The following is a 23,960-nucleotide window of genomic DNA, read 5'->3' on the forward strand; positions in this document are numbered from 1 at the left end:
CCTCACATACGTTACGCGCAGCGGTTTAGACCACTGCTGCGCGGGCGATCTCTGCCTCTGACAGGTTGTATTTCGCGGCAAAGCGGTCCCGTGCCGCGACCAGCCTTTGGTCATCGGGGCGCATCCCCAACGTTCGAATGAATTCGATCCGTTGTTGATGCTTCAGCGCATCTCGGTCGATTGATGTCCCCATCACGCGATCGATCACTTCCCCGCCGGGGCTGACGTGAAACCATTTACTAAAATCGCGGAAATGGTGCTGGTTGTGCAGCGTGGTCACGTACCGCTCTACCCGCGTTTTGGACACGTTCACATGTGCTGTCATGTGGAACCACTCATAGATCAAAAACGTCAGCACGCCGCCCACAGGCACCACTGCCATCGAAACCCACCCCGCCTGCGGCACCCCGATCAGCGCGAGCACCCCCCAAAGCACGCCCCCGTTCATCACCAGCATCGGCAACGCCACCCAGATCGGAACGAAAAACAGCTTGGTGTTCGTCGGAAAATCATGGTGGCCGTAGTGCGCCATATAAAGCAGGTCAAACGCCCACTGCGCCCTTGGGGGTGTCAGGTGGAAAACATAACGATGCAGATTGTATTCATTCAGCATCTGCGCAGCGACCCCCAACGGGACCAGCGCCCAGATCCACAGCGGCGCGAACAGCGCCAAGCCGATAAGCCCTGCCACGCATGCGACCGCCATCACCGCGACAGCCGCATGCGAGAACATGATACGCAGACGCATCATGCGCGTGCCTCCTTATTCAGGAGACATGGTTTCATAGCGCAACCCCTTGGCGGTGTCCTTGTCGAACCCCTTCCAATAGTTGTGGTCCTCTTTCGGGGTACCGTCCTCGTTCATCGACCAGACCCCGTCGTTGGAGTTTTCGACGAGATCAAGATAGCCGTCCATTTCGGCGTCGCCTTTCAGGTGCTGCCCCATCCAGACCGTGGCGAAATGCTGGGCAATATTGTTCATACGCGCCGTGTCCCAGACCGGATCGGTGTAGTGGCTCGAGACATTGAACCCCAGATCAGCGTCATCGCGGAAGGATTCTGCCGGTGCAGGCATGGGTGCCGCCGCATTGTGGCCGCCATTTTCAAAAGTCAGCAAGGCACGGTCGACGCTGCTTGCGTTCTCCCAAATTCCGCGCACCCCCTTTTCGTAAAGCGATACCATGTCTTCCGACCCTGCCATGAACAGCATCGGAATCTGTACGCCCTTCAGCCCTTCGGCGTCCCAAAAGCCTGTGTTCATACCCCAGGGGCCGATTGCAATCGCGGTCTTGATCCGCGGGTCAGGCAGGTTGGTATGCGTCTCTGATCCCGCCTGATGGATACCCAAGGTGCCGTGCGGTCCGCCCCAGCCATATCCGACCGAAGCTTCCGTCACGCCGCCGCCTGCAGTAATCACCGCGCCGTAGCCGCCCATCGAATAACCGATCAAACCGGTGTTATCGGCATCAACTAATCCGTTCAGGAATGAACTTTCGTCCTGCGACAGACGCGCCATTTCATCCAAAACGAACAGCTGGTCCAGCGACCGGTTCACCAGCGTGGAACCAAAGGCAGCCTGCGTGCGATAGGTCGAATCCGTGTGGTCTATCGACGCCACAACATAGCCTTTCGACGCGATGTTTTCGGCCAGATGCGACATCAGGAACCGGTTACCGGGATATCCGTGAGAGACGATGACCAGCGGATAGGCAGCGTCTGGCTGGGCAGGATCCACGTCGCGCATGGCTTTGCCTTGCAGGGTGACTTCGGTCTTGCCATCGCGGATGAACGCCTTGATCGCGGTGTCGCCCGTGGCCCCCTCTGCTGCGGGGTACCAGACCTCGACGGTTAGGGGGCGGTCATAGCGTGGCAGGGTTTCTGGCTTATCAGCCGCCGGATCAATAGACAGAATATCGATCTGGTCCTTATGCACCAGATCAAGCTGGCGCACCCCGATGGCAGCATCCCCGTAGGCCGCCATATCCGGTGCGTTCGGCATCTGTGTGTCGATCCGGTTCTCTGCTTGCGCCATGGGTGCGGCCATTGCTGTAATCACCGCCAAAGCGGACCCCGTCGTCTTTGTTGCAAATCGCATGATGTTTTTCCCGTCCTATAATCCGGCTGCTGATCGTAGCCTGTCTTTTGTCAGGCACAGGCTACCCAGTTCGCGGCACCATGCAAGCGTCATGCGAAGGTTTCGTTACGTTAGGGAAATCAGTTCGATAAACCGCCGGTGGTCCCCAGGATGACGGATATTTGAACGCGACAGGTGCTGGTGGCTTGACCTTCGCGGGTATCCGGTCGAAACAAATCCTATGACAACAGCGACCCTCTCCATCGACCTCAACGCGGTTGCCGCCAATTGGCAGGCGCTGAATGAAATGACCGGCTGCGAAACTGGTGCCGTGATCAAGGCCAACGCCTATGGTCTGGGGATAGACCGCGTCGCCCCCGTTCTGGCAGCCCAAGGGGCGCGCAAGTTCTTTGTTGCCGTCGCCGAAGAGGGCGTAGCGCTGCGCCGCGTATTGGGGCCCGGCCCTGCGATCAACGTCTTTGCAGGGCATATGCCCGGAGACGCCGATATGATCCGCTCTGCCGCGCTGACACCGATGATCAATTCGGTCGACCAGCTGATCGCGCACGTGGAGACCCTGCCCGGCCATCGTTTTGGTATTCAGCTTAACAGCGGTATGAACCGTCTAGGCATGGATCCCGCCGAATGGAGCGCGCTGCGCGACATCGCACTGGCCCAGAACCCGACGCTCATTATCTCTCATTTGGCCTGCGCAGACGAACCGAACCACCCGATGAACGCCCGCCAGCTGAAAACCTTCCACGACATGACCGACGGGCTGAACGTACCACGGTCACTGGCGGCCACGGGTGGCATCCTGCTCGGGCGTGATTATCACTTTGATATGACCCGCCCCGGTATCGGACTTTATGGCGGGCTGCCCTTTATGGATGCACAGCCCGTGGTTACGCTGGATGTGCCTGTTATTCAGGTACGCGAGGTCAGCACAGGCCACCCTGTCGGCTATGGCTGCGCATGGACTGCGCCGCGCCCGTCGCAGGTCGCCACAATTGCTGCCGGCTATGCAGATGGGCTGATCCGCGCCTTGGGCAACGGGGCCACCCTGACACATGAGGGCCGCAGATTGCCGGTCATCGGGCGTGTCTCTATGGACTTGATTACGGTCGATGTGACCAGCCTTGCCGAGGTGCCCGAACACTTGCAGTTGATCGGTGGCCATCAATCGGTCGATACCGTCGCAGGGTTTGCGGGCACCATCGGCTACGAGGTGCTGACCGCGCTAGGAGCCCGCTATGATCGGGTCTATGTCGAATGATCCACCGCAAAAAGACGTAGGCCGCACAAAGACGCTGCTGCGGTTTTTGAACCTGTCGTTGCTGATCCTTTATCCCGTCGCATGGGGTGCGCCGCTGTTGCGTGCGGGCGTGCTACCGCTGTTCGGACTGACCGAGATCTCGGTTCTGAGCGGCTTGAGATCGCTTTGGCAAACCGACATGCTCTTAGCGTTGGTCGTAGCACTATTTGCGTTGGCGGCCCCTTACGCAAAGACCGTCGGGCTGACGCTGGTGCAGTTTGATCTTATTCGCCCGCGCACCCTACCTATCTTGCAGGTAGCTGGCAAACTGGCGATGGCAGATGTTTTTTTAATTGCCCTCTATGTGACCTTGGCCAAAGGGATCGGGATCGGTCGGATAGAGACGGCCTGGGGGCTCTATCTCTTTACTGCATGCATTTTAGCGTCTGTTTTCATAGGGTATCATACGCAAAACATGGTCGACCCTCGGAGGCAAACCTCACACCCCACTTCACGCTTGGGTTGAATTTAGGGTGTTTTAACCCTGTTAAATCGATTCATTTGCTAAAAAAAGAAGATTTTCTTCGCCTTTTGCCGGCGCCGGCATATTCTTGCTTATAACAGACACACAAGCACAAGGTGAGACAGATGAACGCGTTGACAGCACTTATCCAGTATATCTTTCAAAGACTCGCAGTCGCGCTATTCGCTATTGCCGCCGTGGCGATTACCGTCTCGACTGTGATGGCGGCCTTGGGATTGTGGGCATGGGTCGAACTGCCCATTAGCTATGCCGGTGAACCGGTCGAGAAAGCGGGCATGTACGCCCAAATCGGGCTGACCTTCTTGGCTGTCGGTCTTTGCTTTTTCTTACCGACCAATCGCCGTGTGATGCAGCTTGAGACGTCGCATCGCCAGTTCTCGATGAATATGGATGATGTAACCCGCGCTTATGGTGCTGTGCATGCGGCGGATCGCGGTGAAGTGTTTCAGATGTCGTCAGAGTTCGACTCTGTGCGTGAACGTCTGGCCTATCTGCGTGACCACCCTGACCTAAGCACGCTAGAGCCCGCCCTTCTCGAAGTTGCGGCACAGATGAGCCATATCTCCAGAGAACTCGCGACGGTCTATGCAGACGCAAAAATCGAACGAGCCCGCAACTTCCTGAAAGAGCGTCAGGAAGAAGTGAACCTGTTCAACAGCCGTCTGGATCAGGCCAAAGGTATCACCACCGAGATGAAGCATTGGCTGCACGAGGTCGAGCTTGAAGAAAGCGTTGCTGCGGCACAGCTGGACCGTTTACGCGCCGAAATGCGCGAGATCATGCCAGAGCTCGGCATCGACCGCATGGTGACCGCCGCTGACATGGCGCGCGATTCACGGGTTGTCGAACTGCCCCCCAAAGCCGCAGAGTAACTCTGCGTGACCTAAACGGTTTTACTTTGACGTTGCTCGTTTGTTCGGCCAGAAAGACGCATGGCTAAATCTCCCGTTACATTCTCTTGCGCCGCCTGCGGTGCTACCTACAACAAGTGGTCCGGGCGCTGTGACGCCTGTGGTGAGTGGAACACGATCCAGCAGGATAAAGGCGCGGCCTCGGGTCCGCCCAGCAAATCGCTGGGCACACGGCGCGGTGCCGCGATGGTGCTGACAAACCTCACGACCAAGGACACCCCCCCGCCCCGCAGCCAGTCCGGCATTGCCGAGCTTGACCGCGTGTTGGGCGGCGGGCTTGTACCCGCGTCTGCCATTCTGGTGGGCGGTGATCCAGGTATCGGGAAATCCACTCTTCTGCTGCAAGCCGCCGCGCATTTTGCCCGCAGCGGATTGAAAACAATCTACGTCAGCGGCGAGGAAGCATCGGCACAGGTGCGTATGCGGGCACAGCGGTTGGGGCTGGCCGATGCCTCGGTGCAGCTGGCCGCCGAAACCAACCTCCGAGATATTCTGACCACGCTGGAAGAAGAGAAACCCGATCTTGTGATCATCGATTCGATCCAGACCATGTGGGCAGATAATGTTGATTCCGCCCCTGGCTCTGTCAGTCAGGTCCGTGCCGCTGCGCACGAGCTGACGAGCTTTGCCAAAAGACGCGGCGTATCGGTCATCCTTGTAGGCCACGTCACAAAAGACGGGCAGATCGCCGGCCCTCGGGTTGTTGAGCATATGGTCGACACCGTGCTCTATTTTGAAGGCGAGCGCGGGCACCAGTTCCGAATCCTGCGCGCGGTCAAAAACCGATTTGGCCCAGCGGATGAGATTGGCGTGTTCGAAATGACGGGCCAAGGGCTGGCCGAGGTGACCAATCCCTCTGCCCTGTTCTTATCCGAACGCGGCACCCCTGCGGCGGGGTCGGTTGTTTTCGCAGGTATTGAAGGTACACGCCCCGTCCTATGCGAGCTGCAGGCGCTTGTGGCCCCCTCGCCTCATTCGCAGGCGCGGCGCACGGTTGTTGGCTGGGACGGCGGCCGTCTGGCAATGATCCTCGCCGTGCTAGAGGCGCGCTGCGGCATCCCCTTTGCGGGGCTGGATGTATATCTGAACGTCGCAGGCGGCATGAAAATCTCGGAGCCGGCAGCAGATCTTGCGGTTGCTGCGGCGCTGTTGAGTGCACGAGAAGACGTGGCCCTGCCCGCAGAAACCGTAGTTTTTGGGGAAATCAGCCTGTCCGGTGCGCTACGCCCCGCCAGTCAGACCGAAAATAGGTTGAAAGAAGCGCAAAAACTTGGTTTTACCAGCGCCATCGCGCCCGCGGGCGGAAAACCTGTGGGCAAGAACGGCATAACGCTTAATACCATGAGCGATCTAACCGGATTTGTAGGCGAAATATTCGGGGCTGGTTAACCGCCCCTTCAAGGAAGGCAAGACGATCATGGAAGGTTTTACCATCATTGACGGGGTTGTGGCGCTTGTCATAATTCTGTCCGCTTTGCTGGCCTATGGCCGCGGGCTTGTACGCGAATTTATGGCCATTGTCGGCTGGATCGCCGCCGCGATACTCGCGTTTCTCTTTGCGCCGCAGGTCGAACCGCTGGTGTCAGAAATTCCGGTTGTGGGCGAATTTCTTGCCGACAGTTGTGAATTATCGATTATCGGGGCCTTTGCCATTGTCTTTGCCATCGCGCTGATCGTGGTGTCGCTGTTCACCCCGCTGTTCTCGTCGCTGGTACAGCGATCGGTTCTGGGGGGTCTTGATCAGGGGCTTGGGTTCCTCTTTGGTGTGGCCCGCGGCATCCTGCTGGTTGCAATCGCGTTCTTTGTCTACAGCACCGTGATCACAGGCCAGTCCTTTACCATGGTTGATGAAAGCCGCTCTGCTCAAGTGTTCGGGCGCTTTACCGGCCAGATCGAAGACCAAAACCCCGAAGCTGCACTGGGTTGGATCACCACCCGCTATGAAGCCCTGGTTGGTGCCTGCGACGTCTGATCGCCGCCAAAACTTCGACATAACATACCTACGCCCCCGTTTTCGGGGGCGTTTGCGTTTCGGCATATGTTGCATCGCAGCATTTGACAGAGCAAAATGTAACGGCGGGGTGACAAGGCGCGTTCGAAGTCCTACATAGCCCCTATCCCTTCATCGGATTCGGAGTTTCCCCGTTGTCCAAGATCATGCCCCCCGCACACCCGTTTGATTCCTCGTATCTGCGTGACGCAGATGATGGGGATAAACTTAAAGAAGAATGCGGGGTGTTCGGCGTGATTGGCGTTGCAGACGCCTCGAACTTTGTCGCCCTCGGCCTGCACGCGCTGCAGCACCGTGGTCAAGAAGCGGGCGGGATCGTCAGCTATGACCCCACCGCCGGCTTCCAATCGGCGCGCCGCTTTGGCTATGTGCGCGATAACTTTACCTCGCAAAAAATCATGGAAACACTGCCCGGCGAACTGTCGATCGGGCACGTGCGCTACTCTACCTCCGGTCACAAAGGGCCGACAGCGATCCGTGACGTGCAACCGTTCTTTGGTGAATTCGCCATGGGCGGTGCAGCGATTGCCCATAATGGCAATATCACCAACGCCAACGCCCTGCGTCGCGAACTGATTGAACGCGGGTCGATCTTTCAGTCCTCATCGGACAGCGAATGTATCATCCACTTGATGGCGCGCTCGCTTCAGCAAAACATCCCCGAGCGGATGGAAGACGCCCTGCGCCGTGTCGAAGGCGCGTTTTCGGTTGTGGCCATGACCCGCACCAAACTGATCGGCGTGCGCGATCCATTGGGTGTGCGACCGCTGGTTCTGGGCAAGCTCGGCGACGGCTGGGCGCTAAGCTCTGAAACCTGCGCACTGGACATCATCGGTGCCGAATTCGTTCGTGAAATCGAACCGGGCGAAATGGTAGTCATCACCCCCAAAGGCGTCGAAAGCCACTTTCCGTTCCGCCGCGTCGCATCGCGCTTTTGTATCTTTGAACACGTCTATTTCAGCCGTCCTGACAGCATCCTTGGCGGGCGGTCGGTCTATGAAACCCGCGAGGCGATCGGCCGTGAACTGGCCAAAGAATCCCCCGTCGACGCGGATCTTGTCTGCCCCGTGCCAGACAGCGGTACGCCGGCGGCCATCGGGTTCAGCCTCGAATCGGGTATCCCATATGCAATGGGGATCATCCGAAACCAATACATGGGCCGGACCTTCATCGAGCCGACCGAACAGATCCGCAATATGGGCGTCCGGCTAAAGCTCAACGTGAACCGGGCGCTGATCAAGGGCAAGCGGGTCATTCTGGTTGACGATTCGGTCGTCCGTGGGACCACCAGCCGCAAGATCAAAGAGATGATTCTTGATGCCGGCGCGAAGGAAGTCCACTTCCGCATTGCGTCGCCGCCCACAGCATGGCCGTGCTTTTACGGTGTGGACACGCCGCAGCGCGAAAAGCTGTTGGCCGCGACCATGTCAGAAGAAGAAATGCGCGAGCACCTTCAAGTGGATAGCCTCAAGTTCATCTCGCTTGACGGGTTGTATCGCGCCGTGGGCGAAGCAGAGGGCCGCAATAACAAATGCCCGCAGTATTGCGATGCGTGCTTCTCGGGCGACTACCCTGTCACCCCTAGTGACCAGATCAATCAAGGGTTCGAGATGAAGCCAGCCGCCGAATAGGGCCGCTTCGTCCAAATCAACGCCGCAAGGGCGGGCGCAGGGATCAACCCCTCGCCCGCCCTTTTGCGTTTTTGCCCCTGCGCCACTGGCAAGGCTTTGCCGACCTACAAGCCAGTCTTCGCCAGCCTCCGTCCTGCCCTCTTCCGGATGATGGGCGGCTTTGTTAGCTCCGCGGTCTAACCACCTTTCGACACCAGAGCGCACCAAGAGGCACCCATGGCGACCGACGATAAAAGCACACCGACACCGCAAAAAGTTCTTAGCCTGGCGACGCAGCAGGCATCCTTGCCCAAGCTTGCGCTGATTGGCACTTTTGGCAGTCCGACCGACCCCGGCGCATTGATCCGCGATGGCCGCGGGCGTATCCACCGGGTCACTTTGAACGACAAGATCAGCGACGGAATTGTTGCAGCCATCGGCGACGACAGCGTGGTACTGTCGCAGCGCGGTCGTACCGTGACGCTGAAGCTGCCCAAGGGCTAAGCCGCGCGCACGATTGCCGCCTATGTTGCCCCCGTATTGGCTCCGTGCCGCTGCGACGCCGCGCCCCTCTTGACGGGGGGCAGTGGCTCAGGCAAAGCCACTTCATGACAAAAACAGCTCTTATCACCGGCGCGTCCCGCGGCCTTGGTGCCGCTTTGGCCGAAGCGCTTTGCGACACGCATCACATCATTGCAGTGGCCAAAACCACTGGTGCTCTCGAAGAGCTGGACGACCGGATCCAGGCCCGTGGCGGCAGTGCGACGCTGGCCCCGATGGACATCATCAATGTCGATGCAATGGCGACCCTGTGCCGTGGCATTTACGACCGTTGGGGCAGCCTTGATCTTTGGCTGCACACTGCCGTCCACGCCGCCCCATTGGCCCCGACCGATCACATCGACGGCAAGGACATGGCGAAATCTGTCGCGTGCAACGTCACCGCCACCTCGACACTAATTACCTATGTGGCACCGCTGCTGGGGCAATCGGGTCAGGCTGTGTTCTTTGACGATCCCGTCGTGGCGACCAAGTTCTTTGGCAGCTATGGGGCCACCAAGGCCGCACAGATCGCGCTGGCCAAAAGCTGGCAAGCCGAAAGTGTAAAAATCGGGCCGCGCGTGCACGTCATGACGCCTGCCCCCATGCCAACCGCCACGCGCGCACGGTTCCACCCCGGCGAGGACCGCGAAACGCTGAACACGCCGCAGTCGCAGGCCGCTGAAATTCTGGCGCAACTCGCGGCTTCCCAGCCCTAAAACTTGATGCGGTGAAGGCTCCTGCCTTGCCGCGCCGCGCCCCGTCGCTTATCAAGGCGCAAAGGGGAATTTATGCGCATTCTGATCACGAACGACGACGGTATCCATGCTCCGGGTCTTAAGACCCTGCACGCCATTGCCACCGCACTGGCCGGACCCGACGGCGAAGTATGGACTGTGGCCCCTGCCTATGAACAATCCGGCGTCGGCCATTGCATCAGCTACACCAAACCCATGATGGTCGAGAACGTCAGCGACCGCCGCTTTTCCGTCGAAGGCAGCCCAGCCGACTGCGTGATGGCAGCGCTGCACGATTGTATGCTGGATGCCCGTCCCGATCTGGTGCTGTCAGGCGTGAACCGTGGCAATAACGCGGCTGAAAACACGCTTTATTCCGGCACAATCGGCGGCGCGATGGAGGCCGCTTTGCAAGGCATCCCCGCAGTGGCCCTGTCGCAATACTATGGTCCGGAAAACCGCGATCTGGACGATCCCTTTGAAGCTGCCGCATCACACGGGGCCGATGTGATCCGGCGCATTCTGGACGCCACGCCGCCCCACGGGTCGGGCTACCGTCTGTTTTACAATGTGAACTTCCCCCCCGTGGCTGCCGCCGATGTCCAAGGTATCCGCCTTGCCCCCCAAGGGATGCGCCGCGACACCACGTTCTCGACGATCCCGCAGCTGTCGCCTTCGGGGCGGCGGTTCTTGTGGATCAAGGGGGCCGACCAACAGATCCCGACGGACGCCGGCACCGATGCGGCGCTGAACCTCGATGGCTATATCACGGTCACGCCGATGCGCGCTGACCTCACGGCTCATGACACATTTGACGCGCTTAAAGCCATCAATACATGAGCGACGAAGAAGAAATCACGGACGCGACCCGCAAGATGCAGTTTCTTTACGCACTCCGCTCCAAAGGCGTGACCGACGCCCGTGTCTTGAACGCGATGGAACAGATCGACCGTGGCCCGTTTATCCGTGGCCTGTTTGCCTCGCGCGCCTACGAGGACATGCCCCTGCCGATTGCCTGCGGCCAAACGATCAGCCAGCCATCCGTCGTCGCCCTGATGACGCAGGCGCTCGATGTGTCATCGCGTGACAAGGTGCTCGAGGTCGGGACAGGATCTGGCTATCAGGCTGCGATCCTCAGCAAGCTGGCGCGGCGCGTCTATACCATCGACCGCCACCGTCGATTGGTTGTCGAAGCCCGCCAGATTTTCGAAGACCTCGCCCTGTCAAACATCACCGCGATCATCGGCGATGGCAGCTTTGGTTTGCCCGAACAGGCCCCCTTTGACCGGATCATCGTGACCGCCGCCGCCGAAGACCCCCCCGGGCCCCTTCTGGCACAGCTCAAGGTGGGGGGCATCATGGTGGTGCCTGTCGGCCAATCGGACACGGTTCAACACCTCATACGGGTGCGCAAAACAGAGACCGGGCTGGAATATGACGAGCTGCGCAAAGTGCGCTTTGTTCCCTTGCTTGAAGGGCTGGGAAAAGACGGATAATTGCAGTATAGCAAGGGGAACTCCGCCCGAACGGGGACCCCAAGGCGCATACGGCACCGAATACGAGGACGAGCAGATGACCCAACCAAACGTGACCCGTACCCTGAGGCTGACGGTACTGGCGGGCAGCTCTGCGCTTTTGCTCGCTGCTTGTGACCGCCCCCTGGATATGGATTTGCGCGGCGGCTTTGGTGACGGTTTTACCACCGCCCATGCAGCCACCGGACCGCTGGACGAACGCCCCGCACCGGACAACCGCGGGGTGATCTCTTACCCTAATTATCAGGTCGCGGTGGCGCGGCGGGGTGACACGCTGGCTGATGTCGCAACCCGCGTAGGGTCTGATGTGGGCAGCCTGTCGCGCTATAATGGCATCGACGCCACAGTCCCCCTCCGCAAGGGAGAGATCATCGCCTTGCCGACGCGCGTATCCGAACCGTCACCAGCAACGGGGGCATCCGGTACCGGCCCGATCACCACCGCTGCGGTCGATATTCAGTCCATGGCCGGCGGCGCGATTAACCGCGCGCCCGCCACCCCCGGCGTGCAAACCACTGCCCTACCATCGGCCCAGACCATGACCCGCGAAAACCCAGCGAAACAGACCGGGATCGAACCCATCCGCCACAAGGTCGAACGCGGCGAGACCGCCTATACCATCGCACGCCTCTATGCCGTACCGGTAGAAACACTGGCCGAATGGAACGGGCTCGGTGCTGATTTCTCTGTCCGCGAAGGTCAATTCTTGCTGATCCCTGTCGCGCAACAGGCCGCGCCAAAACGCAGCGCCGCTGTGCCTGCCACAGCAACAGCCACTGCGCCGGCCCCCACGGCCCCGACACCCACCAGCCTGCCGGGCACCGGATCCCCCACACCAACCCCGCCAAGTGCAGCAAAGCCCCTGCCCCCTGTGGATGAAAAACCCGCTGCACCAAAACCCGAACCCGCGGCGGCCAAACCCGTCGCTGATGTGGGCAAGACCACACAGCCCGCATCATCGGGGCGCATGTCGCCGCCCGTTCAGGGCAGCATCATCCGCGCCTATTCCAAGGGCAAGAACGAAGGCATCAACATCAAAGGCACCCCGGGTGCTGCCGTGAAGGCCGCCGATAGCGGTACCGTCGCCGCGATCACCAAAAGCGCCGAAGGCGTGCCGATCGTCGTGATCCGCCACCCTGACAACCTGCTGACTGTCTATGCCAACGTCGCCAATGTGTCGGTCGCCAAAGGGGATAGTGTGGCAAAAGGGGCGAACATCGCCAAACTGCGGCCGGGCGACGATTCATTCGTCCATTTCGAGGTCCGCAACGGGTTTGATAGCGTCGACCCGACACCCTATCTGAACTAAGCAGCCTGAACTAAGCTGAATTTTCTAATGTTAAATTTGGTCCTGTGGCCCCCCGAAGGGGACCGCAGCTAACCTATACTGGCGCAGTCACAAAGTGACGCCGCGCCGCCCAGCCAGATCAACAAAGTACTGCCACGCCACACGACCCGACCGCGCACCGCGCGTGGCCTGCCACTCAATCGCTTCGCTATGTAGGGTCTTGGCGTCAATCTCTACGCCATAGGCATCACAGTAGCCGCGGATCATATCCAGATATTGCTTTTGATCGCAGGGGTGAAAACCCAACCACAGCCCGAAGCGATCCGACAATGACACTTTTTCCTCAACCGCTTCGGCAGGGTTGATGGCCGAACCGCGTTCGTTTTCGATCATATCGCGGGGCATCAGGTGGCGGCGGTTCGACGTGGCATAAAGCACGACATTCTCGGGCCGCCCTTCGATCCCACCATCCAGAACCGCCTTGAGCGATTTGTAATGCGCATCGTCATGACCAAAGCTGAGGTCATCGCAATACAGGATAAAACGCTGCCGCGCGCCACGCAGAAGGTTCAGCAACCGGCCCACCGACGGAAGGTCTTCGCGCTGCAACTCAACAATGCGCAACCGGTCATGGCTTTCGCGGACATGGGCGTGCACGGCTTTCACGAGGCTCGATTTGCCCATCCCCCGCGCGCCCCAAAGCAGGGCGTTGTTGGCAGGCAGTCCAGCGGCGAACTGCGTGGTGTTGGCCAGCAACGTATCCCGCGCACGGTCCACACCGACCAGCAGCGACAGATCGACTTTACTGACCGTTTCTACCGGTGCCAGATGGTCAGGCCCAGTCTGCCAGACAAAGGCACCTGCCACTTCAAAATCGGGGGCTTTCAGCGGCGCAGGAGACATCCTCTCCAACGCCGCTGCGATACGGTCCATAGGGTCACGGTTCACTTCAGGTCGTCCTCATCCTCTTCGAACTCTGCAAGGATCGGGTCATCATATTCGTCATCATAGTACCCGTCTGCACGCAGTTGTTCTTCTCGTTTGCGTTCGACACGCCGTACAAGAAAGATAGAGATTTCGTAAAGCCCATAGACCACAACAAACAGGATACCTTGGGTGATGACATCAGGCGGTGTGACCAGTGCAGCCAGCACCAGAATACCGACAACCGCATATTTGCGCACGTTGCCAAGCCCTTCGGCGCTGACCAGACCGGCCTTGCCCATCAGCGTCAGCAGAACCGGCAGCTGGAAACACAGGCCAAAGGCCACAATAAACTTGATCGTCAGGCTCAGATATTCCTGCGCAGAGCCCTGAAAGGCGATCGCCGCGATCCCGCCTGCGTTATCCGTGCCCTCCCCCACAAGCGTACCGGCCTGCTGGAAACCAAGGAAGAAATCGAACGCCAGCGGCGTGACGACGTAAAACGCAAAAGACGCGCCCAAAAAGAACATCAGCGGGCTCGAGATTAGGAACGGCAGGAAGGCACCCTTTTCGTTCTTGTAAAGACCCGGGGCCACAAACCGCCACAGCTGATAGCTGATGTAAGGAAAGCCCAAGACCAGCCCGCCCAGCAAAGAGATAGAGATAGCGACGAAAAAGCCCTCTTGCAGCTTGATTAGGATCAACCCGCAATCGTCCTGACCGCGCTCGGCCATCGCTGAACACAAAGGGTGCGTCAGAAAGTTAAAGATCGGATTCCACACGGTAAAACAGATCACCATGCCGATGATAAAGGCGATCACCGAATGGATCAGCCGCGTGCGCAGCTCTGCCAGATGCTCGATCAGCGGGGCGGCACTGTCGTCAATATCGTCCGAAGCACTCATGTGTCACTCTTTTTGGCCGCTGGCGCTTTAGCCGCGGCTTTCTTGGCCGCAGGTTTCGCTGCAGCAGGTTTCTTTGCGGCTGGCTTTTTTGCAGGCGTCGTCTTTGCAGGCGTCGTTTTTTCAGGTTGGGCTTTGGCTGCCGGAGCCTTCTTGGCCGGCGTTTTTTTCGCAGGGGCCTTCGCAGCCTCTGTCGCCGTCTTTTCGATCTGGGGTGCTGCGGACGGCGTGGCTAGATTTGCCTCGGCGGCTTCGGCCTGCGCCAGCGCTTCCGAGGCTTCACGCTGCTTGCGCTCTGCTCCGGCGCGGGCGGTCGCAGCCTGGATCTTTTTCACATCCTCGGCGCGCTCGGCTGCCAGCTTGCCGGTATTGCTGTCGGGGTCAAACTTCGTAAGCGATTTGGTCGCGGATTTCACCTCGTCCATCGCTGATCCCAGCGGGTTTGTGGCTGTCTTCAACGACTTGCTCAAGCCCGCCGACATCTCGCGCATGCCGGTGTCGTCGGCCGCATCATTCATTGCGCTGCTGAATTCACGCGCCATACCCTTGGCCTTGCCGACAAATTGACCGACCTTGCGAAACAGCACGGGCAGGTCTTTTGGACCCACCACGATCAGCGCAACAACGCCGACGACCAACAGCTCTGACCACCCCATATCAAACATGAGAGCTTACACCCGGTCCTTGTCGGTCTTCGTTTCGGTGACAACAATTGTGTCATCGCTCAGCTCTGCGGTATCCTTGTCGCCATTTTTGACGTCGTCTTCGCCTTCGCTGATGCCCTTTTTAAAGCTGGTGATGCCTTTGCCCACTTCGCCCATCAGGCTGGAAATCTTGCCGCGCCCGAACAGGACCAACACCACAACTGCAATCAGCAAAAGACCCGGAAGGCCGATATTGTTCAACATAGTCTCTACTCCATATTCCGAATATAGGCACGGGCGGGACTGCCCCCGTGCCAGAAAACTCTGATCCTTTTTAGGCCCGCGCTCCGGCAGCTTGAAGAGCCAAACCAACGGCGGCGCTACATCGTGTCGCAAAATTTGTGTGACCGGACTGCGCCCCATACGCTCCTGACAGTTTTTTGGCAGTTGCCTTGCGCCGCCGTCCGACACGTGGCACATCCTTTACCATGCGTCGCAGTGATCGATTGTTTTCCTTGCTCTCCACTTTGGGTGACCACCAATTGCACCGTGCCGAAGATCTGGCGCGGGCGAAGGGCGTGTCCTTACGCACGCTTTACCGAGACATCGCGAGATTACAGGCGTCGGGTGTGGCGATCACGGGCACCCGTGGTGCAGGCTACCGTTTGACGCCCGCCACCGTGCTGCCGCCCCTGTCCCTGTCGCAAGAAGAGATAGAGGCCCTGCAGCTTGCCCTCGCGGTTGTGCTCGAAACCACCGATCCCGACTTGCAGGCCGCCGCGACATCCCTCGCACAAAAGATCGACGCGGCGCTGCCTGAAAGTGGGCACCCTGACACGCTGGACTGGCAACGGGTCGAACACCCATTCGCCAATGCTGCACGCGGAATGGCGCATCTACCGGTACTTCGCGCCGCCATTCGCGCGCGCCAGAAGCTCAGGATCGTCTATAATGCCGACAACGGATCACTCAGGACGTTGGTCTTGCATCCCCTTGCGCTGACCCACGCGGCCCGCAGCTGGCTCCTGTCAGGCTGGAATGAAGCTAACGAGAAAACTGAAACCCTTCGCCTTGACCTGATCGAAGACACGCACCCACTGCCCGAACTGTTTACCGCGCCGCCAGACTTCCAAATGGATTAAAATCCTCGCCGAAGGCATCCCGCGTGCACACCACAGACAGAGTTCCGCGTTTTACCTCGCAGGATGCACTGGGAAGACAAAACAGCGGTCGCGGCGCACGGTCAGCCACATGACGGCCCCCGGTTGCGGCAGGAAGACATTTGGCACGGTGGCACGCAGGGTGCTGCCGTCATGGTCCATCACGAATTCCACCAGACTTTCATTGCCCATGAACCGCGCACGGGCGACCACAGCGCGGGCCGCTGTCCCATCCGTAGACGTCGGCAAAGGCCCTTTGCCCCCGCGGTCAAAGTCGATCCGTAAATGCTGGGGCCGGAACACAATATCCACCTGCGTTCCATCCGGCACGCCGGGGGCCAGAAACCGGCCAAAGACCGTATGCGCCAGCGCCCCCGTGACCTCGGCCCGCAGCACATTTGCGTCTGAGAAAAACGCGACCGAGGCACGATCGACAGGACGCGTATAGACGTTATAGGGGGCCCCCTGCTGCACGATTCTACCGTCGCGCATCAACGCGATTTCGTCGGCCATGCGCATGGCTTCTTCGGGTTCGTGGGTCACGAGCAATACGGCGGTGCCCTCTTCTTTCAAGATACCCAACGTCTCGTCGCGGATGTCATCCCGCAGACGGTTATCAAGCCCCGAGAAAGGCTCGTCCATCAGCATGATCTTGGGCCGCGGGGCCAAAGCCCGCGCCAGCGCCACGCGCTGCTGTTCACCGCCAGACAGCTGATGCGGGTAGCCGTCGATGAACCGCAAAAGGTCGACACGCTCCAACAGTTCTTCGATGCGGGCGCGGCGTTCAGCCTTGTTGCCCGTTTTCAGGCCAAAGCCTACGTTATCGGCTACGCTCAGGTGCGGAAACAGGGCAAAGTCCTGAAACATCAACCCGATCTCGCGCCGCTCGGGCGGCACGCGGAACACCGTGTCGCAAATCAGCTTGCCGTCCACATGGATCGTGCCGCTGTCCTGCATCTCGACACCCGCGATCATCCGCAGGGTGGTCGACTTGCCGCAGCCCGACGGCCCCAACAGGCAGGTCACCTGCCCCGGCATGATCTTCAGGCTGACGTCATCCACGACAGCCCGCCCGCCATAGGCGCGCTGAAGGTTCTTGATTTCCAGCCGGGGATGCATCTCGGTGAAGTCTGTCATGGGCGCGGTCTAATCCGATCAATTCACTCGGGATCGACCGGTATCAGCCCCGCCGCGTGCCCGCAAGCACCGCTGCAAAGCCTGCGACCAGAACGCTCACACAAATCACCAAAAGCTGTTCGTATTTATGCCCCTCGGGCAGCACGGCAGCAAAGGCGGGCCATGCACGCGCGAAATAGGCAAACGCCCCCAGCATCGCGGCCCCAAAGGCGGCGAAATAGGCCCAAGCTGCAATCTGGCGCTGCATCACCAGCCCCACAATCAGAACCGGCGTCAAAAACATCGACGCAGTGCCCGACACGGCCACCGCGTCAAAAAGCGTCGCATTGCCCCACAGAGTCAGCACCGTGCCTGCGGCCATAAAACCCAGCATCACAACCCGCCCGCCATTCAGGCTGCGCGGCGCGAGCTTCAGCTCTTCGACCACCAGCCTTGCGGCAGAAGAGAGCGCGGAATCCAGCGTGCTCAGCGCCGATATCAGCAGCGAGATCATGAGCGCGACAAACACCCACGCAGGAAACATCGTGGCCCAGGTGCCAATCAGCTCGCCCTCGTATGCGGCACCGGCAAGGCTTGCCTGAATACCGAAAAAACCAAAACCGATGATGCACAGCGTCGAGATCCAGAACGCATGCACGAAGGACCGGCGCGTCGTTTGTGGATCAGCAATGAACCCGCGATCCATCATCACCGGATCATGTGCGGGGTAGGAAAACACCTGCAACAGCGCCACCGCCAGTAGCACCCATCCGTTATAGGCCCCTGTCGTCCCCGGTGCCGTGACAACCGCGCCCAGATCAAAACCGGGCGAGACGACCAGCGCCACAAAAGCGACGCCGAAGACCACCAGAAACACCACCATCTGCACCACATCGGTGCGCAGCGCAGCACTGAGCCCACCCCAAGCCGAATAACCCAAGCCCACAAGCGCCACGATCAGGATCGCCGGCGTGCCGCTGCCCTCAAGCACAGCGTTAAAGATCAGCCCCACCACCAGCAGGTTCGCAAATACCTCGGACAAGAGCCGCAGGGCGATCACCAGATTATAGCAAGCGTTCCCTGCTCCGCCAAAGCGTGCCCCGAGCCAATTCTGCACGGACATGGCCCCGTTCTGGCGCAAACGGCCCACGATAAAACCGCCGGACAGGAAGGACCCGTAATACGCGGCATAGGCCAGCGTCCCCGCGATGCCGTAGTAGTAGCCCAGGATCGCCGCATTCATCAGGCTGCGGGCGAAAATCCATGTGGTGACCTGGCTCAGCACCAGCGTCCAAAGCCCCGGTGCCCTGCCTTGGACCGTCACCCCGCCAAAGAACCCTTCTACAGAGGCACGCCGAGGTGCAGCCAGCAGACTTGCGGCGATGATCGCACCGAAGAGGACAAACAGAACAATGGGGGACATCAGGGGTTACCTTTGCAAAAGACTGTAACAACCATGGGTAACCGAGCAAAAACTGCCGCGCTATCTATCGCGCGGCAGTCTGTCGTAAACGTGATGGAATATGTCAGCCCGTCCGCTGCGCGCGCCCCATAGGTGCCGCAGCGTCAGGCCCACGGCTTACATCGTCATGTTTGTCGCGCCACCGTCGAGCAAAAGGTTCTGCCCGACGATAAAGCCCGCGTGTTGCGAGCACAGAAAAGCGCAGGCCGCGCCGAATTCATGCCGCGTGCCATAGCGACCTGCTGGGATGGTCGATGCGCGCTCTGTGCGGGCCTCGTCCAGCGTGATGCCCTTTTGTTTGACGACACCCCCATCCAGCGCATCGGCGCGGTCGGTGGCGTGGATGCCGGGCAGTAGGTTGTTGATCGTGACACCCTTGCCCGCGACCTGACGCGAGGTCCCCGCGACATAGCCGGTCAGACCGGTACGGGCAGAGTTGCTGAGCCCCAGAACACCAATTGGCGCACGTACGGATTGCGAGGTAATATTGACGACACGGCCCCAGCCACGGTCCATCATCGCAGGCACCAGCGCTTTGATCATCGCAATGGGGGCAAGCATGTTCGCGTCGAGCGCCTTGATGAAATCGTCACGGTCCCAATCGCTCCACATGCCGGGGGGCGGGCCACCTGCATTGTTGACCAGAATGTCGATGTCGCCTGCAGCGTCCAGCACCAGCTTTTGGCCTTCGTCCGTGGCGATATCGGCGGCAATGGTGGTGACTTCGACGCCATAGTCCTGACGGATGCGTTCGGCGGCTGTTTCCAGATCAGCGGCACCGCGTGCATTCATCACCAGATTCACCCCCGCTTCGGCCAGTGCCTCTGCACAGCCCAGGCCAAGACCCTTTGACGATGCGCAAACCAATGCGCGTTTTCCTTTGATTCCCAGATCCATAGCGATCTCTCCCGATTGATGTTCGCGCAAGTCGTAGCACTGTCTTCGCGGACAATGCCAGCAAAAGGCCAAAGGCTTGACCCGAATGGGACACAATCCTATGGCAAAGAGACAAGAACCACCGGCAGTTGTGTGACTACCGACCCCGATATCATTTACCTTTCGCGCGCAAAGGCCCGCCCCATGACCTCGCCCCGCCCTTCCCCTCCGCAAAGCGTCCCTGTCTTTCGTGCGACGCAATTCACGGCGACGGATGGTGCGAATATGGGCGACGCGCTGTCCTTTGCATCAGAGCTGCTGCTGGATGATGTTTACGAGCTTTCCTATGGCGCGGCCCCTGTGCGCCTGTCGATACAGACGGCAGCAAACGGCAGCCTGTCGATCGCACCTGATACGCAAACCGGCACCAGCGGGGCCACGCTGCATCTGGATTGTGCGCTGACCTTTATGTCGCCCGACGGGCAGATCAACGACGCGATCCTACTGGTCGAGGTGGCGGACGATGGCCACGCCGAGGCGATATATCTGATCCCGCTGAGCGCGCTGTCGCCGAAAGTGGAATACCGGCTGGTTGGCATCGACACCCAGACCATGCGTCAGAAATTCGCTCAGGTCGCCTGCGTATCCTTTACCCGCGGCACGCACATCACCATGGGCACCGGCGAACAGCTTCCGATTGAAGATCTGGTGGTGGGCGACAAGATACTCACCCGCGATGATGGCGTGCAGGCAATCCGCTGGATCAGCCAGAGCACAGTGCGCGCCGTCGGTGAATTTGCCCCGATCTGCATTGATGCGGGCACTCTGAACAACGAGAATGACCTGATCGTCAGCCCCGACCACCGCCTGTTCATCTACCAACGCCAAGACCGTCTGGGCGCGGGCCGCTCGGAACTGCTGGTCAAGGCGCGGCATCTGGTGAACGGTGATACGGTGCGGGTGCAAGATGGCGGCTTCGTCGATTACTTCCAGCTGCTGTTTGACAGCCACCAGATCATCTATGCCGAAGGGATCGCAGCGGAATCCATGCTGATCGACAGCCGCACCAAGGGCGTGCTGCCGCAAGAGCTGTCGGATGCCATGGGCGATGTCATCCCCGGCCATTCCGACCTGCCTCATGCGGGGCTTGATGTATCCGAACCGCTGCTTGACCGCCCCGACGCAGCTGAACTGCTGCGCCGCGCCAGTATGCGCTAATCAGCCAAAGAATTCCTCGCGCACGATCTTATCATTTTCCACGTAGTAAACGGCGACCTCTTTCATCTCCATCACGTTGCCGCTGGCCTTTTCGCGTGCGGCAACGTCGAACATAACGGCAAAGCGATCATCGCCATGGAGCATCGGGTCGCTGACGTTCTGACGCGTCACCTCCATCGCGCCGTCCCACCAGGCATGCTTGCCCTTGATCCCGTCGAGGCCCTTGGTTTCGCGCCCGTTACCATGATCCATTGCCTCAACCGACACGGCATCCGCCGCATAAAGCCGATCAAGGTTCGCCACCTCGTGCCCCTCGCGGCACCCTTTCACCAAAGCTTCTGCAATCTCTTTCAACTCCATCGTCTTCTCCCTTTCTATGACCTCACGCACCTCATAGTACCCGATTTCCACCCGCGGGCCCAAAGAAATGCCACCCATCGCCTGATCCAAGCAGCCTTGCGCGTGTGTTCGGGCGTGGATATATGCCAATCCATGTTGGATACCCCCTCAAACCGCCCCGCTTTGCCTGCCGAAATCGCTCGGCGTCGCACCTTTGCGATCATTTCCCACCCCGATGCGGGGAAAACCACGCTGACAGAGAAATTCCTGCTGTTCGGTGGGGCGATCCAGATGGCCGGTCAGGTCCGCGCCAAGGGCGAGGCCCGGCGCACACGGTCCGACTTTATGGCGATGGAAAAAGACCGCGGCATCTCTGTCTCGGCCTCGGCCATGTCGTTCGATTTTATGAACAAGGGCACGAATTTCCGGTTCAACCTTGTCGACACGCCGGGCCACTCGGACTTTTCCGAAGATACCTACCGTACGCTCACGGCGGTGGACGCGGCCGTGATGGTAATCGACGGCGCGAAAGGTGTGGAAAGCCAGACGCAAAAGCTGTTCGAGGTCTGCCGGATGCGCGACCTGCCGATCCTGACCTTTTGTAACAAGATGGACCGCGAAAGCCGCGATGTGTTCGAGATTATCGACGAAATTCAAGAAAACCTCGCGATTGACGTGACCCCCGCGAGCTGGCCGATCGGCGTGGGCCGCGACTTTATCGGGTGCTATGACATCCTGCGCGACCGGCTGGAACTGATGGACCGTGCCGACCGCAACAAAGTATCCGCAAGCATCGCGATCGAAGGGTTGGACGACCCAAAGCTGGCCGAACATGTGCCCGCCGCGCTGCTCGAAAAACTGCGCGAAGACCTTGAGATGGTGCGCGAGCTGATGCCGCCGCTGGATGCCGAGCTGATGGCCGAAGGGTCTCTGACGCCGATCTGGTTCGGGTCCGCAATCAACAGCTTTGGCGTCAAGGAACTGATGGATGGCATCGCTACCTACGGGCCGGAACCACAAATTCAGTCGGCGCAACCAAGGAATATTTTACCTGAAGAAACAAAGGTTTCCGGCTTTGTCTTCAAGGTTCAGGCGAACATGGACCCCAAGCACCGTGACCGCGTTGCCTTTGTCCGCCTTGCCTCGGGCCACTTTACACGCGGCATGAAACTGACCCATGTGCGATCCAAAAAAGTCATGTCTGTGACCAACCCTGTGATGTTCCTTGCCGCCGACCGCGAGCTGGCAGAGGAAGCCTGGGCCGGTGACATCATCGGCATTCCCAACCACGGGCAATTGCGCATCGGTGACACGCTGACCGAAGGCGAAGCGATCCGCGTGAGCGGAATCCCCTCCTTTGCGCCGGAGTTGCTGCAAGGCGTCCGTGCGGGTGACCCGATGAAATCAAAACACCTTGAAAAAGCGTTGATGCAATTCGCCGAAGAAGGTGCCGCCAAGGTTTTCAAACCCGCCATCGGGTCCGGCTTTGTCGTGGGCGTCGTCGGGCAATTGCAGTTCGAAGTGCTCGCCAGCCGGATTGAGCTGGAATACGGCCTGCCTGTGCGCTTTGAGCAATCGCAGTTCACCTCGGCACGCTGGGTGAACGGTGACCGGCAAGCTGTTGATAAGTTTACTGAAACCAACAAACAGCATATCGCTCTAGATCATGATGGCGACGTCGTTTACCTGACGCGGCTGCAATGGGATATCGATCGCGTCGACCGCGACTACCCCGATGTGCGCCTGACCGCGACCAAGGAAATGATGGTCTAACTTGGGCTTGCCAGCCCGACACGCGCGCCGCACATTGGCCCCATGACTGATGTGACATGGGGCATCGCCTCTACCATTCTGGCACCGACGCGCGACATATTGCAGTTCGCCGCCTATCATTTGGCGGCGGGCGCGCACCGGCTGTATATCTATCTTGATGCGCCTAACGACGAAGCCTTTGCCCATCTGGACGCCCATCCCAAGATCCGCGTCATTAGCTGCGACGCCGCCTATTGGAAGCAGCGCAAGCGCGAACGCCCCGAGGCGCACCAGCAACGTCAGACGGCCAATGCCACCCACGCCTATAATCGTCGGCGCGAGGTCGACTGGCTGATCCATATGGATGTCGACGAATACCTTGTCGCCGACCGCCCCATCGCAGACATACTGGCGCAGTGCCCCACCGATCCGCCCGCCACCCGCATCCGCCCGATGGAGCAGCTGTCGGGCGACCCGTCTGTGTTCAAGGATTTCATTCCCAGCGGCCCCGACCGCGCACGCATCGTGGCGGAACTTTACCCGACCTATGGGGCCTATCTGAAAGGCGGATTTCTCAGCCATCTGGCGGGCAAGGTCTTTGTCCGCACGGGGCTGCCGAACATGCATCTGCGCATCCACAATGTCTTTCAGAAAGGCGATATGCTGGCCTGTCATGATGCCGCGACGGGCATCTCGCTGGCCCATGCCCATGCAAAATCATGGGATGACTGGATCGGTGCCTATCGCTACCGCGTGACGAAAGGCAGCTACCGCCCCGAACTGCGCCCGAACCGCCCGTATGACCAAGGAGGCCTTTCGCTCAATGACCTCTTTTCGATGATCGAGGATGAAAGTGGCGAAGTCGGATTGCGCAGGTTTTTCGACGAAGTCTGCGCGGATACGCCCCAATTGCGCGCCCGTCTGCGCAGCCATGGCCTGCTACGCGAGGTTGATCTGGGCCTCTCCGACCATCTGGCAACACATTTCCCCCGCTTCACAGCGCCTTAGCGCATCCGTTTGACCTGACGGGCAGTTCTTGCTAATGGATGCGGAACATGTCGC

At 59.6% G+C, this 23,960-nt stretch carries 25 protein-coding genes; 15 read left to right on the forward strand and 10 right to left on the reverse strand.

Annotated elements, in window-relative coordinates; all coding sequences use genetic code 11:
- Window positions 1-25: 25 nt before the first annotated feature.
- A complete protein-coding gene (locus BLQ98_RS06735; protein WP_093732576.1) occupies window positions 26-751 on the reverse strand; it encodes a sterol desaturase family protein in 726 nt (241 codons plus the stop codon).
- 12 nt (window positions 752-763) lie between these two features.
- Complete coding sequence (locus tag BLQ98_RS06740; protein WP_093732577.1) at window positions 764-2,095, reverse strand: alpha/beta hydrolase family protein; 1,332 nt, start codon at window positions 2,093-2,095, stop codon at window positions 764-766.
- A gap of 220 nt (window positions 2,096-2,315) precedes the next feature.
- Here BLQ98_RS06740 and alr point away from each other — a divergent pair, with 220 nt between their 5' ends.
- The 11 genes from alr to BLQ98_RS06795 all read left to right on the forward strand — a co-directional run bounded on the left by alr (window position 2,316) and on the right by BLQ98_RS06795 (window position 12,526).
- On the forward strand, window positions 2,316-3,350 hold the full coding sequence (gene alr, locus BLQ98_RS06745) for an alanine racemase (RefSeq protein ID WP_093732578.1): 1,035 nt from the start codon (window positions 2,316-2,318) through the stop codon (window positions 3,348-3,350).
- Window positions 3,328-3,855, forward strand: coding sequence for a paraquat-inducible protein A (locus tag BLQ98_RS06750; RefSeq protein ID WP_244148382.1), 528 nt, complete (start codon window positions 3,328-3,330; stop codon window positions 3,853-3,855). The genes alr and BLQ98_RS06750 overlap by 23 nt, the downstream gene beginning before the upstream one ends.
- A 122-nt stretch (window positions 3,856-3,977) precedes the next feature.
- On the forward strand, window positions 3,978-4,745 hold the full coding sequence (locus tag BLQ98_RS06755) for a DNA repair protein (RefSeq protein ID WP_093732579.1): 768 nt from the start codon (window positions 3,978-3,980) through the stop codon (window positions 4,743-4,745).
- Between the two features lie 60 nt (window positions 4,746-4,805).
- Window positions 4,806-6,173, forward strand: coding sequence for a DNA repair protein RadA (radA, locus tag BLQ98_RS06760; RefSeq protein WP_093732580.1), 1,368 nt, complete (start codon window positions 4,806-4,808; stop codon window positions 6,171-6,173).
- A 28-nt stretch (window positions 6,174-6,201) separates the two neighbouring features.
- Window positions 6,202-6,756 (forward strand): CvpA family protein, encoded by a 555-nt coding sequence (locus BLQ98_RS06765; protein ID WP_093732581.1) that lies wholly within the window; start codon window positions 6,202-6,204, stop codon window positions 6,754-6,756.
- A gap of 185 nt (window positions 6,757-6,941) precedes the next feature.
- Window positions 6,942-8,426, forward strand: coding sequence for an amidophosphoribosyltransferase (purF, locus tag BLQ98_RS06770; protein ID WP_093732582.1), 1,485 nt, complete (start codon window positions 6,942-6,944; stop codon window positions 8,424-8,426).
- 216 nt (window positions 8,427-8,642) lie between these two features.
- Window positions 8,643-8,909, forward strand: a complete 267-nt coding sequence (locus BLQ98_RS06775) for a type II secretion system protein N (protein WP_093732583.1) — start codon at window positions 8,643-8,645, stop codon at window positions 8,907-8,909.
- Between the two features lie 104 nt (window positions 8,910-9,013).
- The gene (locus BLQ98_RS06780) at window positions 9,014-9,664 is read left to right on the forward strand and encodes an SDR family NAD(P)-dependent oxidoreductase (protein ID WP_093732584.1); all 651 of its coding nucleotides are present in this window, start codon (window positions 9,014-9,016) and stop codon (window positions 9,662-9,664) included.
- A gap of 72 nt (window positions 9,665-9,736) precedes the next feature.
- The gene (gene surE / locus BLQ98_RS06785) at window positions 9,737-10,522 is read left to right on the forward strand and encodes a 5'/3'-nucleotidase SurE (protein ID WP_093732585.1); all 786 of its coding nucleotides are present in this window, start codon (window positions 9,737-9,739) and stop codon (window positions 10,520-10,522) included.
- Window positions 10,519-11,178 (forward strand): protein-L-isoaspartate(D-aspartate) O-methyltransferase, encoded by a 660-nt coding sequence (locus BLQ98_RS06790; RefSeq protein ID WP_093732586.1) that lies wholly within the window; start codon window positions 10,519-10,521, stop codon window positions 11,176-11,178. The genes surE and BLQ98_RS06790 overlap by 4 nt, the downstream gene beginning before the upstream one ends.
- Before the next feature lie 76 nt (window positions 11,179-11,254).
- Window positions 11,255-12,526 (forward strand): M23 family metallopeptidase, encoded by a 1,272-nt coding sequence (locus BLQ98_RS06795; RefSeq protein WP_093732587.1) that lies wholly within the window; start codon window positions 11,255-11,257, stop codon window positions 12,524-12,526.
- A gap of 87 nt (window positions 12,527-12,613) precedes the next feature.
- Here BLQ98_RS06795 and BLQ98_RS06800 read toward each other — a convergent pair whose 3' ends face one another.
- The 4 genes from BLQ98_RS06800 to BLQ98_RS06815 are packed head-to-tail and all read right to left on the reverse strand — an operon-like array spanning window position 12,614 to window position 15,239.
- The gene (locus BLQ98_RS06800; protein WP_093732588.1) at window positions 12,614-13,453 is read right to left on the reverse strand and encodes an ATP-binding protein; all 840 of its coding nucleotides are present in this window, start codon (window positions 13,451-13,453) and stop codon (window positions 12,614-12,616) included.
- Window positions 13,450-14,334 carry a twin-arginine translocase subunit TatC gene (gene tatC / locus BLQ98_RS06805; protein WP_093732589.1) on the reverse strand — a complete coding sequence of 295 codons (885 nt, stop codon included), beginning with the start codon at window positions 14,332-14,334 and terminating at the stop codon, window positions 13,450-13,452. Before tatC ends, BLQ98_RS06800 begins: the two co-directional genes overlap by 4 nt.
- Window positions 14,331-14,996: a Sec-independent protein translocase protein TatB gene (tatB, locus tag BLQ98_RS06810; RefSeq protein ID WP_093732590.1), complete on the reverse strand. Its 666-nt coding sequence runs from the start codon at window positions 14,994-14,996 to the stop codon at window positions 14,331-14,333. The genes tatC and tatB overlap by 4 nt, the downstream gene beginning before the upstream one ends.
- Window positions 14,997-15,002: 6 nt before the next feature.
- Window positions 15,003-15,239 (reverse strand): twin-arginine translocase TatA/TatE family subunit, encoded by a 237-nt coding sequence (locus BLQ98_RS06815; protein ID WP_093732591.1) that lies wholly within the window; start codon window positions 15,237-15,239, stop codon window positions 15,003-15,005.
- A 176-nt stretch (window positions 15,240-15,415) separates the two neighbouring features.
- On the opposite strand from BLQ98_RS06815, the gene BLQ98_RS06820 reads away from it, so the two are divergent.
- The gene (locus BLQ98_RS06820; RefSeq protein WP_237271488.1) at window positions 15,416-16,117 is read left to right on the forward strand and encodes a helix-turn-helix transcriptional regulator; all 702 of its coding nucleotides are present in this window, start codon (window positions 15,416-15,418) and stop codon (window positions 16,115-16,117) included.
- A gap of 51 nt (window positions 16,118-16,168) precedes the next feature.
- On the opposite strand, the gene BLQ98_RS06825 is transcribed toward BLQ98_RS06820, so the two are convergent.
- From BLQ98_RS06825 to BLQ98_RS06835, 3 genes are all read right to left on the reverse strand, one after another.
- Window positions 16,169-17,272, reverse strand: coding sequence for an ABC transporter ATP-binding protein (locus BLQ98_RS06825; protein WP_093732592.1), 1,104 nt, complete (start codon window positions 17,270-17,272; stop codon window positions 16,169-16,171).
- 43 nt (window positions 17,273-17,315) lie between these two features.
- Complete coding sequence (locus BLQ98_RS06830; protein WP_093732593.1) at window positions 17,316-18,674, reverse strand: SLC5/6 family protein; 1,359 nt, start codon at window positions 18,672-18,674, stop codon at window positions 17,316-17,318.
- Window positions 18,675-18,830: 156 nt separating this feature from the next.
- Window positions 18,831-19,610 carry an SDR family oxidoreductase gene (locus tag BLQ98_RS06835; protein WP_093732594.1) on the reverse strand — a complete coding sequence of 260 codons (780 nt, stop codon included), beginning with the start codon at window positions 19,608-19,610 and terminating at the stop codon, window positions 18,831-18,833.
- A gap of 183 nt (window positions 19,611-19,793) precedes the next feature.
- Between BLQ98_RS06835 and BLQ98_RS06840 the strand changes: the two genes are divergently transcribed.
- On the forward strand, window positions 19,794-20,807 hold the full coding sequence (locus BLQ98_RS06840) for a Hint domain-containing protein (RefSeq protein WP_093732595.1): 1,014 nt from the start codon (window positions 19,794-19,796) through the stop codon (window positions 20,805-20,807).
- On the opposite strand, the gene BLQ98_RS06845 is transcribed toward BLQ98_RS06840, so the two are convergent.
- Window positions 20,808-21,167: a nuclear transport factor 2 family protein gene (locus BLQ98_RS06845; RefSeq protein WP_093732596.1), complete on the reverse strand. Its 360-nt coding sequence runs from the start codon at window positions 21,165-21,167 to the stop codon at window positions 20,808-20,810.
- 132 nt (window positions 21,168-21,299) lie between these two features.
- On the opposite strand from BLQ98_RS06845, the gene BLQ98_RS06850 reads away from it, so the two are divergent.
- Together BLQ98_RS06850 and BLQ98_RS06855 are read left to right on the forward strand one after the other, a co-directional pair.
- Window positions 21,300-22,919: a peptide chain release factor 3 gene (locus BLQ98_RS06850; protein WP_093732597.1), complete on the forward strand. Its 1,620-nt coding sequence runs from the start codon at window positions 21,300-21,302 to the stop codon at window positions 22,917-22,919.
- Window positions 22,920-22,961: 42 nt separating this feature from the next.
- Window positions 22,962-23,906: a glycosyltransferase family 2 protein gene (locus BLQ98_RS06855; protein ID WP_093732598.1), complete on the forward strand. Its 945-nt coding sequence runs from the start codon at window positions 22,962-22,964 to the stop codon at window positions 23,904-23,906.
- The last annotated feature ends 54 nt before the right edge of the window (window positions 23,907-23,960 follow it).

The organism is Sulfitobacter litoralis (genome assembly GCF_900103185.1).
Lineage (GTDB): Bacteria > Pseudomonadota > Alphaproteobacteria > Rhodobacterales > Rhodobacteraceae > Sulfitobacter > Sulfitobacter litoralis.

What these genes read in the sequence shown, in the direction of transcription:
- BLQ98_RS06735 (WP_093732576.1), bottom strand. Translation starts at nt 751, where the DNA reads ATGATGCGTCTGCGTATCATGTTCTCGCATGCGGCTGTCGCGGTGATG.
- BLQ98_RS06740 (WP_093732577.1), bottom strand. Translation starts at nt 2,095, where the DNA reads ATGCGATTTGCAACAAAGACGACGGGGTCCGCTTTGGCGGTGATTACA.
- alr (WP_093732578.1), top strand. Translation starts at nt 2,316, where the DNA reads ATGACAACAGCGACCCTCTCCATCGACCTCAACGCGGTTGCCGCCAAT.
- BLQ98_RS06750 (WP_244148382.1), top strand. Translation starts at nt 3,328, where the DNA reads ATGATCGGGTCTATGTCGAATGATCCACCGCAAAAAGACGTAGGCCGC.
- BLQ98_RS06755 (WP_093732579.1), top strand. Translation starts at nt 3,978, where the DNA reads ATGAACGCGTTGACAGCACTTATCCAGTATATCTTTCAAAGACTCGCA.
- radA (WP_093732580.1), top strand. Translation starts at nt 4,806, where the DNA reads ATGGCTAAATCTCCCGTTACATTCTCTTGCGCCGCCTGCGGTGCTACC.
- BLQ98_RS06765 (WP_093732581.1), top strand. Translation starts at nt 6,202, where the DNA reads ATGGAAGGTTTTACCATCATTGACGGGGTTGTGGCGCTTGTCATAATT.
- purF (WP_093732582.1), top strand. Translation starts at nt 6,942, where the DNA reads ATGCCCCCCGCACACCCGTTTGATTCCTCGTATCTGCGTGACGCAGAT.
- BLQ98_RS06775 (WP_093732583.1), top strand. Translation starts at nt 8,643, where the DNA reads ATGGCGACCGACGATAAAAGCACACCGACACCGCAAAAAGTTCTTAGC.
- BLQ98_RS06780 (WP_093732584.1), top strand. Translation starts at nt 9,014, where the DNA reads ATGACAAAAACAGCTCTTATCACCGGCGCGTCCCGCGGCCTTGGTGCC.
- surE (WP_093732585.1), top strand. Translation starts at nt 9,737, where the DNA reads ATGCGCATTCTGATCACGAACGACGACGGTATCCATGCTCCGGGTCTT.
- BLQ98_RS06790 (WP_093732586.1), top strand. Translation starts at nt 10,519, where the DNA reads ATGAGCGACGAAGAAGAAATCACGGACGCGACCCGCAAGATGCAGTTT.
- BLQ98_RS06795 (WP_093732587.1), top strand. Translation starts at nt 11,255, where the DNA reads ATGACCCAACCAAACGTGACCCGTACCCTGAGGCTGACGGTACTGGCG.
- tatC (WP_093732589.1), bottom strand. Translation starts at nt 14,334, where the DNA reads ATGAGTGCTTCGGACGATATTGACGACAGTGCCGCCCCGCTGATCGAG.
- tatB (WP_093732590.1), bottom strand. Translation starts at nt 14,996, where the DNA reads ATGTTTGATATGGGGTGGTCAGAGCTGTTGGTCGTCGGCGTTGTTGCG.
- BLQ98_RS06815 (WP_093732591.1), bottom strand. Translation starts at nt 15,239, where the DNA reads ATGTTGAACAATATCGGCCTTCCGGGTCTTTTGCTGATTGCAGTTGTG.
- BLQ98_RS06825 (WP_093732592.1), bottom strand. Translation starts at nt 17,272, where the DNA reads ATGACAGACTTCACCGAGATGCATCCCCGGCTGGAAATCAAGAACCTT.
- BLQ98_RS06830 (WP_093732593.1), bottom strand. Translation starts at nt 18,674, where the DNA reads ATGTCCCCCATTGTTCTGTTTGTCCTCTTCGGTGCGATCATCGCCGCA.
- BLQ98_RS06835 (WP_093732594.1), bottom strand. Translation starts at nt 19,610, where the DNA reads ATGGATCTGGGAATCAAAGGAAAACGCGCATTGGTTTGCGCATCGTCA.
- BLQ98_RS06840 (WP_093732595.1), top strand. Translation starts at nt 19,794, where the DNA reads ATGACCTCGCCCCGCCCTTCCCCTCCGCAAAGCGTCCCTGTCTTTCGT.
- BLQ98_RS06845 (WP_093732596.1), bottom strand. Translation starts at nt 21,167, where the DNA reads ATGGAGTTGAAAGAGATTGCAGAAGCTTTGGTGAAAGGGTGCCGCGAG.
- BLQ98_RS06850 (WP_093732597.1), top strand. Translation starts at nt 21,300, where the DNA reads ATGTTGGATACCCCCTCAAACCGCCCCGCTTTGCCTGCCGAAATCGCT.
- BLQ98_RS06855 (WP_093732598.1), top strand. Translation starts at nt 22,962, where the DNA reads ATGACTGATGTGACATGGGGCATCGCCTCTACCATTCTGGCACCGACG.